The following is a 16,491-nucleotide window of genomic DNA, read 5'->3' as shown; positions in this document are numbered from 1 at the left end:
CTGAATCGCACCATCGCAAAAATGCGCGCCGACACCTCTGTGCCGGCGCGTAACACTGTCCCGGGCCTTTTCGGCGCCGACGATTCATGATCATGCGGCCGATCGTGCGGGAACAGCGCCGCACAGTTACCGAAAGGCGCGTCGGCGGATAAGCCGATCATGAAAGGCGCTTGTCTTTCCCGCGGTCTCCCGGACGACAGCGCGCCCACTGTCGACGCGACGCGGGGCGGGTCGCGTGCCGGGCCGCTCCCACCGGCGGGTTAGTCTGCGGGTTCACCCAGGTCCCCGCAGCCGGCGACGGTACGGCGGCCACCGGACGAGGATCGAGTAGGTGTATCTCAAGAGCCTGACGGTGAAGGGGTTCAAGTCCTTCGCCTCCGCGACGACGTTGAAGCTGGAGCCCGGGATCACCTGTGTGGTGGGCCCGAACGGCTCGGGCAAGTCCAACGTCGTCGACGCCATCGCCTGGGTCCTCGGTGAGCAGGGCGCCAAGGCCCTCCGTGGCGGCAAGATGGAGGACGTCATCTTCGCCGGCACCGCCGGTCGGGCGCCGCTGGGTCGCGCCGAGGTCACCCTCACCATCGACAACACCGACGGCGCGCTGCCGATCGAGTACACCGAGGTCTCCATCACCCGTCGGATGTTCCGCTCCGGCGAGAGCGAGTACGAGATCAACGGCAACTCGTGCCGGTTGCTCGACATCCAGGAGCTGCTCTCCGACTCCGGCATCGGCCGGGAGATGCACATCATCGTCGGGCAGGGCCGCCTCGACGGCATGCTGCACGCCAAGCCGGAGGACCGCCGGGCGTTCATCGAGGAGGCGGCCGGCGTCCTCAAGCACCGCAAGCGCAAGGAAAAGGCGCTGCGCAAGCTCGACGCGATGCAGGTGAACCTCAACCGCCTCACCGACCTCACTGCCGAGCTGCGTCGTCAGCTCAAGCCGTTGGGCCGACAGGCCGAGGTGGCCCGACGCGCTGCCGCCATCCAGGCCAACCTGCGCGACGCCCGGCTGCGGCTGCTCGCCGACGACCTGGCCACCCTGCGGAACACCCTCGACCGGGAGATCGCCGACGAGACCGCGCTGCGCGAGCGGCGCGAGCAGATCGAGGGTGAGCACACCGAGGTGCAGGGCCGGCTCGGCGAGTTGGAGGCCGCCCTCGCGGAGGACGCGCCGCTGCTCGCCGCCGCACAGGACACCTGGTACAAGCTCTCCGCCCTCCAGGAGCGCTTCCGCTCGATCGAGCAGTTGGCCCGGGAACGGCTGCGGCACCTCAGCGCCACCGGCGACGACGAGCGGCCCGGCCGCGACCCGGACCAGCTGGAGGCCGAGGCGGAACGCGTCCGCGAGCAGGAGGAGGAGCTGCGCGGCGCGCTCACCGACGACCAGGTCCGGCTGGCTGAGGCGGTCGAGCACCGCCAGGAGTTGGAGCGGCAGTTGGCCGCCGCCGAGCGCGAGCTGGTCGCCGCGGCCAAGGCCATCGCCGACCGGCGCGAGGGGATGGCCCGGCTCACCGGCCAGGTCAACTCCGCCCGGGCCCGGACCACCAGCGCCGGCGAGGAGATCGAACGCCTCGCCATCGCGCACGCCGACGCGCTGGGCCGCGCCGAGCAGGCGCAGGCCGACCTGGACGCGGTCGCCGCCCAGTCCACCGAGGCCGACCGGGACAACGCTGACCTGGACGCCCGGCACGCCGAGGCGGTCGCCGTGCAGGAACGGGCCCAGGCCACCGTCCGATCGTTGTCCGACGCCGAGCGGGCGGCGGAGAAGGACGCCGCCACCTGGAAGGCCCGCGAGGAGGCGCTCGCCCTGGGGCTGCGGCGAAAGGACGGCGCGGGGGCGCTGCTCGCCCGCGCCGGGGACGTGCCCGGCCTGCTCGGCAGCCTCGCCGGGTTGCTCACCGTCGCGCCCGGTCACGAGGCCGCGCTGGCCGCCGCGCTCGGCGGCCTCGCCGACGCGGTCGCCGTCAGCGGGGTGGACGAGGCCGTCGAGGCGATGCGGCTGTTGAAGATCTCCGACGCCGGTCGGGCCGGCCTGCTGGTCGGCAGCCCGGCCGGTCCCGGCATGACCGGCTCCGCGGACGCGCTGCGCCCGAAGCTGCCGGACGACGCCCGGTGGGCACCCGACCTGGTGGAGTGCGGCGCCGAGCTGCGTCCGGCGGTGCACCGGGCCCTGCGGGACGTGGCGCTCGTCGACGATCTCGCCGCCGCCGCCGAGCTGGTCGCCAGCAACCCCGAGCTGCGGGCGGTCACCCCAGACGGCGACGTGGTCGGGGCGTACGCGGCGGCGGGCGGGTCGGCCAAGGCCCCCAGTTACATCGAGGTGCAGGCCGCCGTCGAGGAGGCCCGCGCCAACCGGGTCACCGCCGAACGCGCCGGCCTGGAGCTGCGCGATCAGTTGGTCGAGGCGCGCGCCGAGGTGGCGGCCGCCAAGGAGGCCGTGCAGCACGCCGCAGCCGAGAAGCGCGAGGCGGAGAGCCACCGCAACGCCGCCGCTCGCCGGCTGGCCGAGCTGGGCGCGGCGGCCCGTTCCGCGAAGGCCGAGACCGACCGGCTCGGCGACTCCCGCTCCCGCGCCGAGGCCGCCCGGCAACGGGACCTCACCGCGCTCGCCGAGCTGGAGGAGCGGCTCCGGCTGGCCGAGGAGACCCCGGTCGACGCCGAGCCCTCCACCGAGGAACGGGATCAACTGGCGGCCATGGTGCCGCAGGCCCGGCAGAACGAGATGGAGGTCCGGCTCGCCGTGCGTACCGCCGAGGAGCGGGTCTCCTCGATCGCCGGCCGGGCCGACTCGCTCGCGCGGCAGGCCACCGCGGAGCGGGCCGCCCGGGAACGCGCGGCGGCCCGACGGGCCGCCCGCGCCCGGGGCGCCGGCATCGCCCGGTCTGTCGCCGCTGGCGCCCGGGAGGCGCTGACCCGGCTGACCAAGTCGATCGCGACGGCCGAGGAGCACCGCGACGCGGTCGCCCTGGAGCGCGCCGCGCGGGAGGCAGAGCTTCAGGAGGTACGCGGCGCCGCCAAGCGGCTCGGCGCGGAGTTGGAGCGGCTGACCAGCCAGGTGCACCGCGACGAGGTGGCCCGGGCGGAGCAACGGCTGCGCATCGAGCAGTTGGAGGCGAAGGCCGCCGAGGACTTCGGGCTGGACGTGGAGACGCTGGTCGCCGAGTACGGTCCGACTCAGCCCGTTCCGCCGACCCAGGTGGACGTCGCGGCGGCCGAACGTGACGGTCTGCCGGTGCCCGAGCCGGTGCGCTACGAGCGGCCGGTGCAGGAGAAGCGGGCCGCGAAGGCGGAACGCGAACTCGCCCTGCTCGGCAAGGTCAACCCACTCGCGCTGGAGGAGTTCGCCGCGCTGGAGGAGCGTTTCAAGTTCCTCTCCGAGCAGTTGGAGGACCTCAAAGCCACCCGTCGGGACCTGCTCACAGTGGTCAAGGACGTGGACGAGCGGATCCTGGAGGTCTTCGCCAGTGCCTTCGAGGACACCGCCCGCGAGTTCGAGCAGGTGTTCACAGTGCTCTTCCCCGGTGGCGAGGGACGGCTGATCCTCACCGAACCGGACGACCTGCTCACCACCGGCGTCGAGGTGGAGGCCCGCCCGCCAGGCAAGAAGATCAAGCGGCTGTCGCTGCTCTCCGGTGGCGAGCGGTCACTGACCGCGGTGGCCATGTTGGTGGCGATCTTCCGCGCCCGACCCAGCCCGTTCTACATCATGGACGAGGTGGAGGCGGCCCTGGACGACGTCAACCTGGGCCGGCTGATCACGTTGCTGGCACAGTTGCGCGAGAAGAGTCAGCTGATCGTCATCACGCACCAGAAGCGGACGATGGAGATCGCCGACGCGCTCTATGGCGTGACCATGCGCAGTGGGGTCACTCAGGTGATCAGCCAACGGCTCAACCGGGCCGACGAGGACGACCAGCGGCACGGCCGCGGCGAGGAGAACGGGTAGTGGCTCGGGAACGCGCGACGGCGCTCCTGCTGGACTTCGACGGCGTACTGCGCCGGTGGGACCCGGCGGTGGCTGCCGTTGTCGAGCGGGAGTACGGCCTCTCCGCGGGGGTGCTCGGTGAGATCGCCATGCAGTGGGGGCGGCTCCAGCCGGTGCTCACCGGCCAGGTCAACCACGCCGACTGGATGAACAGCGTGGCGGACGCCCTGGCCGAATCGGTGGGCAGCCCGGAGCGGGCCCGCGCCGCTGTGGAGCAGTGGCAGAGCTACCGGGGAGAGGTCGACCAGGAGGTGCTGGCGTTCGTCCGGGAGGTCCGTGCGGCGGGCGTCCGGGTCGGGCTGGGCACCAACGCCACCGACCTGCTCGACGCCGACCTGGCCGCACTCGGCCTGGTCGGCGAGCTGGACGTGGTGGTCAACTCCTCGGTGATCGGCGTGCACAAGCCCGCCCCGGAATACTTCAAGGCCGCCTGCGTGGCCCTGGCCACCCCGCCGGCCCGGGTCCTCTGCGTCGACGACGAGGACTGGGCCGTGCGGGGTGCCCGGTCCGCCGGGCTGTCGGCGCACCGCTGGGGCGGCCACGCCGACCTGCGGTACCTGCGGGCGGCCCTGGACTACTGAGCGCTCGTCACTCGCCGGTGACGCCGTCGATGCGTTCCCGGATCAGGTCGGCGTGGCCGTTGTGCCGGGCGTACTCCTCGATCATGTGCACGTACACCCAGCGCAGGTTGAAGGTGCGCTTCTTCGCGCCGACCTCGGTGAACGTCTCGTCGAGCGAGTGGCCGGCGGCGGCCTCGCGGGCCAGCGCCACCTCGCTGTGGAAGGTGGCGAAGTCGGCAGCGGCGTCGGCGGCGCTGACGTCGTGGTCGGCGTCCGGGTTGTCCGGGGTGAAGTACGGGTAGTCGACATGCTCGCCGGCGAAGTTCTCCCGGAACCACCAGGCCTCCACCTCGGCCAGGTGCCGGACCAGGCCGAGCAGGGTCAGCCCGGACGGTTCCACGCTCGGCGTCCGCAACTGCTCCTCGGTCAGGCCGGCGCACTTGAGCAGCAGCGTCTGTCGGTGGTAGTCGAGCCAGCCGTCGAGCATCGTGCGCTCGTCGCCGACGTACGGTTCGGGGGTCCGGGTGATCTCCGGCGCGATCCAGGTCATGCCGCGCATCCTGCCCGGCACCCCGGACATGCCGCGACGGGTTATCAGGGCACCACGACGACCGGCCAGCGGCCGGCGCGGACCAGCCGGGTGGCGACCGAGCCGACGAGCCGGTGTCCGGCCTGCTCGGAGGCGCCGACGACCACCATGTCGGCCTGGAACTCGTCGGCCGCCGCGCACAGCTCGCCGTACGCGTCGCCGCGCCGCACCAGCAGGGTCACCGGAATGCCCCACTGCTCGGCCCCGCGCCGGCACTCCCGGCGCAGCTCGTCGGCCAACTCGTCGTGGGTGCGCTGGACCGCGCCAGCGTCCATGCCGGGCACCAGGGCGGTCAGCCCGCTCGGTGAGCTGACGAAGACCACCACCAGCGCGGCGCCCTGCCGACGGGCCAGGCCCGCGGCGTAGGAGCCGGCCCGCTCGGAGGTTCGGGTGCCGTCGATGCCCACCATGATCACCCGAGGGCCGTCCGTACCGCGCTCGAAGGGCAGCGGTCGGGTCCGGGGGCCGTACTCCTCGCGGTCCGGTGCTCCCACGCCCATGGCTCTACCTCACCTCTGCTCGCCGGTACGGATCACGGGTGCGCCAGCGCCGGCGGCGACTGTCGATTCCCGCTCGACCTGGTCGGAAACCGGGTTGCCGTTGTGCTGGCGCAGTGGCACCTCCTTGATGAAGGCCACAGCGATCAGCGCGATCAGCGCGAACGGGGCGGCGGCCAGGAAGATGTCGCCGGCGCCGTGGCCGTACGCGCTCTCCACCACCGCCCGCAGCGGGCCGGGCAGGGTGTGCACGTCGGGCAGGGCGCCGCCGCTGCCGGAGCTGGAGGCGGGGATACCGAGCTGGGCCAGCCCGTCGGCGGTGTAGTCCTTGACCTTGTGGGCGAGTACCGCGCCGAGGGCGGACACGCCGATCGCGCCACCCAGGCTGCGGAAGAACGCCACCACCGAGCTGGCCGCGCCGAGTTCGTGCGGGCCGACGGTGTTCTGCACGGCGAGGACCAGGTTCTGCATGGTCATACCCAGGCCGACGCCGATCAGCAGCATGTAGACGCTGAGCAGTGTGAAGCTGGTGTCCGCGCGAAGGGTGCCCATCAGCGCGAAGCCGATGGTGAGCAGGGCCGAGCCGATCACCAGGTACCGCTTCCAGCGGCCGGTCTTGCTGATGACCCGCCCGATGACGGTGGAGGCGACCAGCAGGCCGAGGATCATCGGCAGGGTCATAAGGCCGGACATGGTCGGGCTCTGCCCGCGGCTGATCTGGAAGTACTGGCCCAGGAAGATCGACGCGCCGAACATGCCCACGCCGACCGCGATGCTGGCGACGACGGCGAGGGTGATGGTGCGGTTGCGGAACAGCCGCGGCGGGATCATCGGCTCGGCGGCCCGGGTCTCGACCCGGATGGCCAGCGCGCCGAGGACCAGCGCGCCGACGACCATGACGGCGGTCTGCCAGGAGGCCCAGGCGAACTGGTCGCCGGCGAGCGAGACCCAGATCAGCAGCACCGAGACGGCCGCGGTGATCAGGGTGGCGCCCCACCAGTCGATCTCGGCCTTCCGCTTGACCACCGGCAGGTGCAGGGTCTTCTGGAGCACGATCAGCGCGAGGATGGCGAACGGCACGCCGACGTAGAAGCACCAGCGCCAGCCGAGCCAGGAGGTGTCCACGATCACGCCGCCGATCAGCGGGCCGCCGATGGTACCGACGGCCATCACGGCGCCGAGGTAGCCGCTGTAGCGGCCGCGCTCGCGGGGCGCGATCATCGTGGCCATGATCACCTGGGCCAGCGCGGTGAGACCGCCGGCGCCGACACCCTGGAGCACCCGGCAGGCGATCAGTTCACCGGTGCCCTGGGCGAGGCCGGCCAGCACCGAGCCCAGCACGTAGATCCCCAGGGCGAGCTGGACCAGTGTCTTCTTGCTGGTCAGGTCGGCCATCTTGCCCCAGATGGGGGTGGTCGCTGTGGTCGCGAGCAGTGCCGACGTCACCACCCAGGTGTACGCGGACTGGCCGCCGTGCAGTTCGGTGATGATCCGCGGCAGCGCGTTCGAGATGACCGTGGAGGAGAGGATCGCGACGAACAGACCCAGCAGCAGGCCGGAGAGTGCTTCCAGGATCTGCCGGTGGGTCATGGTCACGGCGGTCGCCTGGGGAGGCACTGTCGCCTGGCTCATCGTTTGTTGCCTCCGAGCGGAGTCGAGGTGGAACGGCGGGGCTGGTACGCACGGGCCGCCTTTGAGTTGCCTGAGGCAACCGTATGCCTTGGTTGCCTGAAGCAACAACTTGTCGGACCGGGGCCCTATTCCCCCGCGTTGGGAGCTACCGCCCCGCGTTGAGGGCTACTGCCAGGAGTCGTTGAACCGGCCGAGCAGCCGCGCGAATTCCTCGACGTCCCGCTCCGGCCAGCCGTCCAGAGCGCGCAGGAACTCGCCCAGCCGGGCCGCGCGGGCCACGTCGAACCGGCGCTGCCCCTCGTCGGTGAGGCTGATCTGCGCGGCCCGCCGGTCACTCGGATCGGGGTCGCGGTGCACCAGACCGAGGACTTCCAGGGCGTTGATCTGCCGGCTCAGCGTCCCCTTGCCCACGCCCAGCCGCGCCGCCAACTCGGTCAACCGGATCGACCCGCTACGGCGCAACCAGAGCAGCAACCCGTAGGTGTTCGGCTCCAGGTTCGGGTGCACCTCCCGGGCGATCTCCCAGGAGACCGCCCGGCCACGGCGCAGCAGAGCGGTCAACTCGTGCTCAACCGCCCGGATCGGCTCCGGCAGGTGCTCGTCCACGGCGTAGAGACTACGGCGCGGCCGGCTCGCGGTCGCCGGAGAGTCGACGCCGCATCACCGGGCGTAGGTGCCCGTCCTTGGTGGTGCCCTCGATGACCACGTCGGCCCCGCGCCCGTGATGGGTCAGGGTGGCGACCGCGTTACCGAAGTACGGGCCGGCCAGCTTGCGCCAGCGCACCCCCGGCCGGCGTACGCCCGCCGAACGGGCCAGCGCCCGGGTAGCCCCGGCCGGACCGGGCGACCAGCCCAGCCGCATCAGCGGACGGATGCCCGCCGGAACCTGGTTGTGGATCGGCGAACATGTGAGCTGGTGCACCGGAGTGACCACCGCCGGGTCCGCGAACCGGGCCCGCGCCACGTACGAGTGGTGCACGTCACCGGAGAGCACGCTGATCGACGCCGGCGGGGCGTACGCCGGGCCGGCCCCGATCCGCGCGCCGGACTGCCGTGGCGTGCCGGTGCCGATGCGGGCGAACGTCTCCGCGAGCGCCTCGAAGGAGCGCCGGAACGCCGCCCAGTGCTCCAGGTCCAGGGCACGGCGCAGCTTCTCCGCCCCGCGCGCCACCCACGGTCGCCGTGAGTCCGCCAGTTTCTCGTTCCACGCCTCGATGTGGTGGATGCCCTGCGGCAGCAGCCAGGGCAGCGAGGCGCCCACCACCAGGTGGTCGTAGACCCCGTGCGCCTGGTCGAGGAACCAGGCCCACTCGCCGGGCGGCAGCATCGCCCGACTGTTGGGCTCGAGCACCCGGCTGCACCTGTTGTCCAGCATGACCAGCCGGGTCCGGCCCAGGTCGAGTGCGTAGCTCCACTGGTACTGCACCGCGCGCCAGCGCTCGGTGTCGTGCGCCAGGTCGGACTCCTGGTCGACCCGGTGGCCGAACTCGCGCAGCACGCTGGTGGCGTCCTCGGCGGCGGCCACCTTCGCGAAGACCGGATCGGCGACGATCTCGTCGGGGGAGAGGTTGCCCAGGTGCTGGTAGACCCAGTACGAGGCGAGCCCACTGCCGATCCGCTCCTGCCACCACGGCTGCTCGCGCACCTCGGCTCGCCACGCCGCCGAGGTGTTCCAGTCGTCGATGATCTCGTGATCGTCGAAGATCATCACGCTGGGCACCGTGGAGAGCAGCCAGCGGATCTCCGGATCACGCCAGGACTCCAGGTAGAGCTTGGTGTACTCGTCGAAGCTCACCACCTGGTCGGCCGGAGCGCCCTTCGGCCGCCGCCGCCGTCGACGCAGCAGTCGGCGCACTGTGGGCGAGGTGACGTCGGCGTAGACCTGGTCACCGAGCAGCACCAACAGGTCGGGCAGCGGGTTCGACTCCGGGTCGGCCATCAACCGCCGGGCGTACGCGTCCAACGCGTCCGGTGGCAGCTTGCGGGTGGTGGCGTGCTGGGTGGTCTCGCGACACGACCCGAAGATCAGATTGACCGGCTGGTCCCGATCGTCGGCGGCCCGGGTGCGGATCACGCTCGGCGGGAACCCGCTGCTCGGCACCGGCCAGACGATCTCGTCGTCGACCAGCACCTCGTAGGTGGTCTCGCTGTCCGGGGCAAGGCCCTCCACCACCACGAGGGCGTAGTGGTGGTCGTACGCCGAGAAGGTGGGAGCGGTGCCGGTGGCGCCGCTGGCGGTGCGGACGGTGACCACGGCGGGCGCTGCCGTCTCCACCCAGATCGTCGCACGGGTGTCCACCACACGCCGCAGAAGTGGGCCGATGAGGAGGTGTGCGGCGGGCATGCGGCCGAGCCTACCGCCGGTCCCCGGGACCGGCCGGGTGCAGTGGCTGAGACTCCGGGCACCGCTCGGGGTGCGGTGGCTGAGACTCCGAGCACCGGCTCGGGGTGCGGTGGCTGAGACTCCGGGCACCGCTCGGGGTGCGGTGGCTGGGACGCCGCCGCCGGCATCTGACAGGATTCCGGCATGGCCGAATATCTCGTCCTCGCTCTGGTCCTGCTCGGTGTGCTGATCGCCGGCACAGTCGGGCTGGTCGTGCCGCGACTGCGGCGGCGGCCCGAGCCCCCGTTGCCACGCACGGAGGTCGACACCAGAGCTGAGGAGGATCTCGCCGGCCCGCCGGTCGAGGCCCCGGAGTCCGATCTGTCCACCGGCGTCCTGGTCGAGCCGCCGCCGGTGCTCGAACCACAGGTCGAGGTCCCCGAGCCGACCGCCGGGCGGCTGGTCCGGCTCCGCTCGCGGCTGTCCCGCTCACAGAACGTGTTCGGTAAGAGCCTGCTCGGTCTGCTCGCCCGCGACCACCTCGACGAGGACGTCTGGGAGGAGATCGAGGACAGCCTGATCACCGCAGACGTCGGCGTCGACGCCACCCGCGACATCGTCGACCGGCTCCGCGAGCGCACCCGGGTGCTCGGCACCCGCTCGGCCTCCGAGCTGCGGGCACTGCTCGCCGCCGAGCTGGTCAACGCGCTCGACCCGAGCCTGGACCGCTCGTTGCGGACCGCCCCGAAGGACGGCGTGCCGGCGGTGGTCCTGGTCGTCGGCGTCAACGGCGCCGGCAAGACCACCACCTGCGGCAAGATCGCCCGGGTGCTGGTGGCCGACGGTCGCAGCGTGCTGCTCGGCGCGGCGGACACCTTCCGGGCCGCCGCGGCCGACCAACTGGAGACCTGGGGCTCGCGCGTCGGAGCGGAGACCGTGCGGGGGCCCGAGGCCGCCGACCCGGCCAGCGTCGCGTTCGACGCCGTCAAGCGCGGCATCGACACCGGCGTGGACACCGTGCTCATCGACACCGCCGGCCGCCTGCAGAACAAGGTCGGCCTGATGGACGAGCTGGGCAAGGTCAAGCGCGTGGTGGAGAAGCAGGGCCCGATCGACGAGACACTGCTCATCCTGGACGCCACCACCGGGCAGAACGGCCTGGAGCAGGCCCGGGTCTTCACCGAGGTGGTCAACGTGACCGGTGTGGTGCTGACCAAGCTCGACGGCACCGCCAAGGGCGGCATCGTGATCGCCGTGCAGCGCAAGCTCGGCATCCCCGTGAAGCTGGTCGGCCTCGGTGAAGGCAAGGACGACCTGGCCCCGTTCGACCCGGCGCAGTTCGTCGACGCGTTGCTGGGGACCGAGGCCACCGGCCGGGACGCGTAGTCTCGGGTGACCACTGACGATCGCGCGTACGCGGGCTGGCGTGACCCCGGCCATCCTTCGCAGCGCCTCGGGAGACCGTACGTGACTTCGCAGGAGATCCCGCTGCACGGCGGCAACGTGAGCACAGTTGTCCGCGTGGGTGACACGGTCCGGCGCAACGCCGGGCCGTGGACCCCGTCCGTGCACGCGCTGCTGCGCCACCTGGAGTACGTGGGGTTCACCGGCGCACCCCGGGCGCTCGGGATGGACGAGCGCAACCGTGAGGTGCTGTCGTACCTGGAGGGGGAGTGCGGAGAATATCCGCTCGCCCCGCACTGGGTGACCGACGAGGCCCTGGTCACCGTCGCCACCATGCTGCGGATGTTCCACGACGCGCAGTACGGCTTCACTCCTCCGCAGGCGGCGGTCTGGCGCTCGTTCGGGCCCCCACCACCGGACACCGAGGTGATCTGCCACCACGACGCCGCGCCGCACAACGTGATCTGGCGTCCGGACGGCACCCTCGGGCTGATCGACTTCGACCTCGCCTCGCCCGGAGCGCGGATCTACGACGTGGCGTACGCGGCCTGGACCTGGGTGCCGATCTTCGCGGACCGGGACTCGATCACGCTGGGCTGGAAGCACCCGGACCGGCCCCGCCGCCTCCGGCTCTTCGCCGACGCGTACGGGCTGATCCCTCGCGACCGGCACCGGCTGATCCGGACCATCCGCAAACGGATCGTGGATCACGTCGAGGGGATCCGGCGGATGGCCGCCGCCGGCGAGCCGGCGTTCGTCCGGATCGTGCACAAGGGCCACCTGCGTCGGCCGATGCGCGATCTGCGGCTGCTCGACTACGAGCGGCACACCCTGGAGAACGCCCTCCGCTGAGCGCCGGTCGGGCGATGCTCGGCCGGGGCCGTCAAGCGCACCGGTCGATGCCGTTGACCGGTCAGTCATCGACGATCGCCGTCCGGTCGATCCACAATCGTCCATGCTGATGACTGTGCGGAGTTCGTGACACGTCCGAAACAACCCGTCACGAAACGGAAACCCGCACGGGACCCAAAGTGAAACAGCCGGCCGCGAAGCTTCCGCGCAACCGGCCTACGGGCGACGCTGCCCCGGAAAGCCGCGAAGGAGGACTTCACCCTTTAGGAGGCCAGCGTGCCTGAAGCACCGACGATCGACGGCGCCAATACCACGTGGCTGCTGGTTTCGACCGCGCTCGTGCTGCTCATGACCCCCGGACTGGCGCTGTTCTACGGCGGCCTCAACCGGGCCAAGGGCGTACTCAACATGATGATGATGAGCTTCTCGGCTATCGGGCTCATCTCTATTCTGTGGTGGTTCTACGGATTCAGCGTCGCCTTCGGGGCCGACGTGAACGGCTTCTGGGGAGACCCGGGCGCGTACCTCGGCACCAAGACCTTCCTCGCCGAAACCGACCTGTGGGGTGCCACGGCGGAGAACCCCAGCGGCATCGGCGTCCCGCTCTACGTGTTCATGGCCTTCCAAATGGTCTTCGCGGTGATCACCGTCGCGCTGATCAGCGGTGCCATCGCCGACCGGGCCAAGTTCGCCGGCTGGCTGCTGTTCGCCTTCGGCTGGGCCACCCTGGTCTACTTCCCGGTCGCCCACTGGGTGTGGGGCGGCGGCATCATCGGCGGCGACATCCACGCACTGGACTTCGCCGGTGGCACCGCGGTACACATCAACGCCGGTGCGGCGGCCCTGGCCGTGGTCCTGGTCCTCGGTAAGCGGCTCGGTTGGCCGCGGGAGGGCATGAAGCCGCACAACATCCCGCTCGTCGCGCTCGGTGCTGGTCTGCTGTGGTTCGGCTGGTTCGGCTTCAACGCCGGCTCGGAGCTGACCGTCGACTCGGTCGCCGGTCTCGCGTTCATCAACACCCAGCTCGCCACGGCGGCGGCGGTGCTCGGCTGGATCGCTGTCGAGTGGGTCAAGACCCGGAAGCCGACGATGGTCGGTGCCTCGTCCGGCGCCGTCGCCGGCCTGGTCGCCATCACCCCGGCCTGTGGCTTCATCGCCCCCTGGGCGGCCGTCCTGCTCGGCATCGTCGCCGGTGCGGTGTGCGCGCTCGCCGTCAGCCTCAAGTACAAGCTCGGCTACGACGACTCGCTCGACGTGGTCGGTGTGCACTTCGTCGGTGGTTGGATCGGCTCGCTCTGGCTCGGTCTCTTCGCCACCAACTCGGTCAACGCCGCGATCACCGACGTGGTGGGCGCCTCCGACGGCCTCTTCTACGGCGGCGGAGCGACCCAGCTCGGGCGGCAGGCCCTCGCCGGCCTGATCGTCACCGTCTGGTCGTTCGGCGTCGCCTGGGTGCTCGCCTTCGTCATCGAGAAGACGATCGGCTTCCGGGTCAAGGGTGAGGCCGAGGTCGAGGGCATCGACATCGCCGAGCACGCCGAGAGCAGCTACGACCTGTCCCCGGCCGGCGGCGGCACGGGCAGCGCGTTCGCGATGGCCGGCATCGGCACCCCCGGTGGCGGCACGAGTGGTGCCAAGCCGCCGGCGGAGCCCGCCGAGCCGGTCAGCGAAAAGGTCGCCGGTTAACGTTCCTGGGATGGAGGGGTTGGACATGAAGCTGGTGACCGCAGTCATCAAGCCGTACCAACTGGACGCGGTGAAGGAGGCCCTGCACGCCCTCGGGGTGGCCGGGCTGACCGTCAGCGAGGTTCAGGGGTACGGGCGGCAAAAGGGGCACACCGAGGTCTACCGGGGTGCCGAGTACACGGTCGAGTTCCTGCCCAAGATCCGGGTCGAGGTGCTCACCGACGAGATCGACGTCGACAAGGTGGTGGACGCGATCGTTGGAGCGGCCCGCACGGGCAAGATCGGTGACGGCAAGGTCTGGGTCACCGGTGTCGAAGAGGTCGTCCGGGTACGTACCGGCGAACGCGGCCTCGACGCACTCTGACGCGGCCACTACTGACATGACCTCGTTGATCAAGAAGAACGCGTCAGGACCCGCCGACGACGGTGACGCGAACCTCTTGATCAACGAGGTCGTCGGCGTTCCCGGGGGGATCGGGGAAGCGGCCCGGCGGGGGCGGGCCGCCGCGTACGACTCGTTCCTGCGGGGGTTGCTGCCGGCGCGGGACGGGGTGGCGCTGCTGGCCGTCGGGGGGTTGGGTCGGCGGCAGTGTGCCCCGTACGGCGACCTCGACCTGGTGCTGCTGCACGCCGGGGTGCCCGGCATCGACGAGTTGGCCGCCTCCGTCTGGTACCCGATCTGGGACGCGGGCCTGCGGCTCGACCATTCCGTCCGCACCGTCGCCGAGGCGCTCTCGGTCGCCCAGGACGACGTCAAGGTCGCCCTCGGGCTGCTCGACGCCCGGCTGATCGTGGGGGACCAGGCGCTGGCCGACGCGCTGATCCGCACCGCCGCCGATCACTGGCGGCGTACCGCCGTCCGGCACCTGCCCGGCCTGCGGGAGGTCACCGAAGCCCGCTGGCAGGCCCACGGCGAGCTGGCGTTCCTGCTGGAGGGCGACCTCAAGGAGGCCGCCGGTGGCCTGCGCGACGTGGGGCTGCTGCGGGCGATCTCCGCGGCCGGCATCACCGACGCGCTGCGCCCCGCCGTACGCGCCGCCCACCTGCGCCTGTTGGACACCCGCGACGCGCTGCACCAGCAGGTCGGCCGACGGGTCGACCGACTGGTCGCCCAGGAACGCGACGGAGTGGCCGCCCTGCTCGGCCTGCGACAACTCCAGCCCGGCGCGTCTGACGCCGCGCGGCGGCCTGGAGCCGTCGTGGAGGACGGCGACGCGTTGCTGCGTCGGGTCGCCGGTGACGCCCGCACGGTCAGCCACGCCCTGGACGACGCCTTCCGGGCCGCCGACCGGCTGCGCTCCGGTCGCTCCCGGGCCGGCAACGGCCGCCCGGCCCGCCGCCCGGTCGCCCGCGACGTGGTCGAGCACGACGGCGAGTTGGTGCTCGCCCGCACGGCGATCGGGGCCCGCCCCGACCCGAGCCTCTCGCTGCGGGTGGCCGCCGCGTCGGCCACGACCCGAATCCCCATCGCGCGGGCCACCTGCGAGTGGCTGGCGGCGTACTGCCCGCCCCTGCCAGCTCCCTGGCCGGCCGAGGCCCGGGCCGCGCTGATCACCCTGCTCGGCGCCGGTCCCGGCCTGGTGCCCGCCTGGGAAACCTGCGACCGGTACGGGCTGGTCGACGGCTGGCTACCCGAGTGGACCCGGCTGCGCAGCCTGCCCCAGCACAACCCGGTGCACCGCTTCACCCTCGACCGGCACCTCGTACAGACCGCGCACGAGGCGAGCCGGCACGCCCGCGAGGTCGAGCGCCCCGACCTGCTGCTCCTCGGCGCTCTCCTGCACGACATCGGCAAGGGCCTCCCCGGTGACCACAGCACAGTCGGTGTGCCGGTTGCCCAGGCGGTGGCCACCACTGTCGGTCTGCCTCCCGCGGAGGTCGAGCTCATCGGCAAGCTGGTCCGGCTGCACCTGCTGCTGCCCGACGTGGCCACCCGCCGGGACCTGAGCGACCCGGTCACCATCGCCTCGGTGGCCGAGGCGGTCGGCGACACCGGCACCCTGGACGTGCTGCACGCGTTGGTCCGCGCCGACGCGGCGGCGACCGGGCCGGCGGCCTGGTCAGACTGGAAGGGCCGACTCGTCGCCGAGTTGGTCGCCCGGGTTCGCACCGCGCTGGACACCGGCGTACTCCCCGAGCCACCCGCACCGGACCCGGAGCTGCTGGCCGGGCCACTGCCGGTCGTCCACCTGACCGGCGACCGGGTGTCGGTCGCGGCGGCCGACCGGCGGGGTCTGCTCGCCACCGTGGCCGGCTGCCTGGCGTTGCACCGGCTTGAGGTGATCTCCGCGGACGCCTCCGCCGTCGACGGGCGGGCCCTTGTCGAGTGCCGGGTGCAGCCCCGCTACGGCCTTCCGCCGGACCCGGTCCCGCTCCGCGCCGACCTGCGCCGGGCGGTCGCCGGCGACGTGTCGGTCACCCAACGGTTGCGTGGCCGTGCGCTCGCCAGCCGTGCCGGCGGCGCGGCTCCACGAGTGGTCTGGCACCGCGAGGCGGCCACGGACGCCGTACTGCTGGAACTGCGCGCCGCCGACGCCGCCGGGCTGCTCTACCGGGTCGCCTGCGCGCTCGACGAGGCCGGCGCCCTGGTTCGCGCGGCCCGCATCTCCACCCTCGGCGCCGACGTGGTCGACGCCTTCTATCTGGTGGGCGGTTGGCCGGACGACGCCACCCGAGCCCGCCTGGAAGCCGCAGTCCTAGCCGCCGTCTAACCGCCCCGCCGTTTCCCGCTGCCCCGCCCCGCGTTTCCCGCTGCCCCGCCCCGCGTTCCCCGCGTTCCCCGCGTTTCCCCGCGTTCCCCGCGTTCCCCGCGTTCCCCGCGTTCCCCGCGTTCCCCGCGTTCCCCGCGTTCCCCGCGTTCCCCGCGTTCCCCGCGTTCCCCGCGTTCCCCGCGTTCCCCGCGTTCCCCGCGTTCCCCGCGTTCCCCGCGTTCCCCGCGTTCCCCGCGTCGATCTTGCACTTTG

At 72.1% G+C, this 16,491-nt stretch carries 12 protein-coding genes; 7 read left to right on the top strand and 5 right to left on the bottom strand.

Annotated elements, in window-relative coordinates; translation table 11 throughout:
* Positions 1-331: 331 nt before the first annotated feature.
* Positions 332-3,946: a chromosome segregation protein SMC gene (gene smc, locus NIE111_RS12795; RefSeq protein WP_238684609.1), complete on the top strand. Its 3,615-nt coding sequence runs from the start codon at positions 332-334 to the stop codon at positions 3,944-3,946.
* Positions 3,946-4,566, top strand: a complete 621-nt coding sequence (locus NIE111_RS12790; RefSeq protein WP_238684608.1) for an HAD family hydrolase — start codon at positions 3,946-3,948, stop codon at positions 4,564-4,566. The genes smc and NIE111_RS12790 overlap by 1 nt, the downstream gene beginning before the upstream one ends.
* A gap of 7 nt (positions 4,567-4,573) precedes the next feature.
* Here NIE111_RS12790 and NIE111_RS12785 read toward each other — a convergent pair whose 3' ends face one another.
* From NIE111_RS12785 to NIE111_RS12765, 5 genes are all read right to left on the bottom strand, one after another.
* Entirely contained in the window at positions 4,574-5,095 is a 522-nt protein-coding gene (locus tag NIE111_RS12785) for a DinB family protein (protein ID WP_238684607.1), read from the bottom strand.
* Positions 5,096-5,139: 44 nt separating this feature from the next.
* Positions 5,140-5,634, bottom strand: a complete 495-nt coding sequence (locus NIE111_RS12780; protein ID WP_238684606.1) for a universal stress protein — start codon at positions 5,632-5,634, stop codon at positions 5,140-5,142.
* Positions 5,635-5,643: 9 nt separating this feature from the next.
* Positions 5,644-7,221 (bottom strand): MDR family MFS transporter, encoded by a 1,578-nt coding sequence (locus NIE111_RS12775; RefSeq protein WP_504858887.1) that lies wholly within the window; start codon positions 7,219-7,221, stop codon positions 5,644-5,646.
* Positions 7,222-7,428: 207 nt separating this feature from the next.
* Entirely contained in the window at positions 7,429-7,869 is a 441-nt protein-coding gene (locus NIE111_RS12770) for a MarR family winged helix-turn-helix transcriptional regulator (protein WP_238681244.1), read from the bottom strand.
* Between the two features lie 10 nt (positions 7,870-7,879).
* Positions 7,880-9,607, bottom strand: coding sequence for an alkaline phosphatase D family protein (locus tag NIE111_RS12765; protein WP_238684604.1), 1,728 nt, complete (start codon positions 9,605-9,607; stop codon positions 7,880-7,882).
* 183 nt (positions 9,608-9,790) lie between these two features.
* Here NIE111_RS12765 and ftsY point away from each other — a divergent pair, with 183 nt between their 5' ends.
* The 5 genes from ftsY (at position 9,791) to NIE111_RS12740 (ending at position 16,239) form a co-directional block, all read left to right on the top strand.
* The gene (gene ftsY, locus NIE111_RS12760; RefSeq protein WP_112603473.1) at positions 9,791-10,972 is read left to right on the top strand and encodes a signal recognition particle-docking protein FtsY; all 1,182 of its coding nucleotides are present in this window, start codon (positions 9,791-9,793) and stop codon (positions 10,970-10,972) included.
* Between the two features lie 6 nt (positions 10,973-10,978).
* Positions 10,979-11,842, top strand: coding sequence for a phosphotransferase (locus NIE111_RS12755; RefSeq protein ID WP_181518597.1), 864 nt, complete (start codon positions 10,979-10,981; stop codon positions 11,840-11,842).
* 276 nt (positions 11,843-12,118) lie between these two features.
* A complete protein-coding gene (locus tag NIE111_RS12750; RefSeq protein ID WP_238684603.1) occupies positions 12,119-13,528 on the top strand; it encodes an ammonium transporter in 1,410 nt (469 codons plus the stop codon).
* A 25-nt stretch (positions 13,529-13,553) separates the two neighbouring features.
* Complete coding sequence (locus NIE111_RS12745) at positions 13,554-13,892, top strand: P-II family nitrogen regulator (protein ID WP_172862163.1); 339 nt, start codon at positions 13,554-13,556, stop codon at positions 13,890-13,892.
* A gap of 16 nt (positions 13,893-13,908) precedes the next feature.
* The gene (locus NIE111_RS12740; protein WP_238684602.1) at positions 13,909-16,239 is read left to right on the top strand and encodes a [protein-PII] uridylyltransferase; all 2,331 of its coding nucleotides are present in this window, start codon (positions 13,909-13,911) and stop codon (positions 16,237-16,239) included.
* Positions 16,240-16,491 lie beyond the last annotated feature (252 nt).

The sequence above is a fragment of the Micromonospora hortensis genome, assembly GCF_022230935.1.
In the GTDB taxonomy this organism is placed as follows: Bacteria; Actinomycetota; Actinomycetes; order Mycobacteriales; family Micromonosporaceae; genus Micromonospora; species Micromonospora hortensis.
Note: the sequence above shows the minus strand (reverse complement) of the source record. Positions and strands in the feature narration are given on the sequence as shown.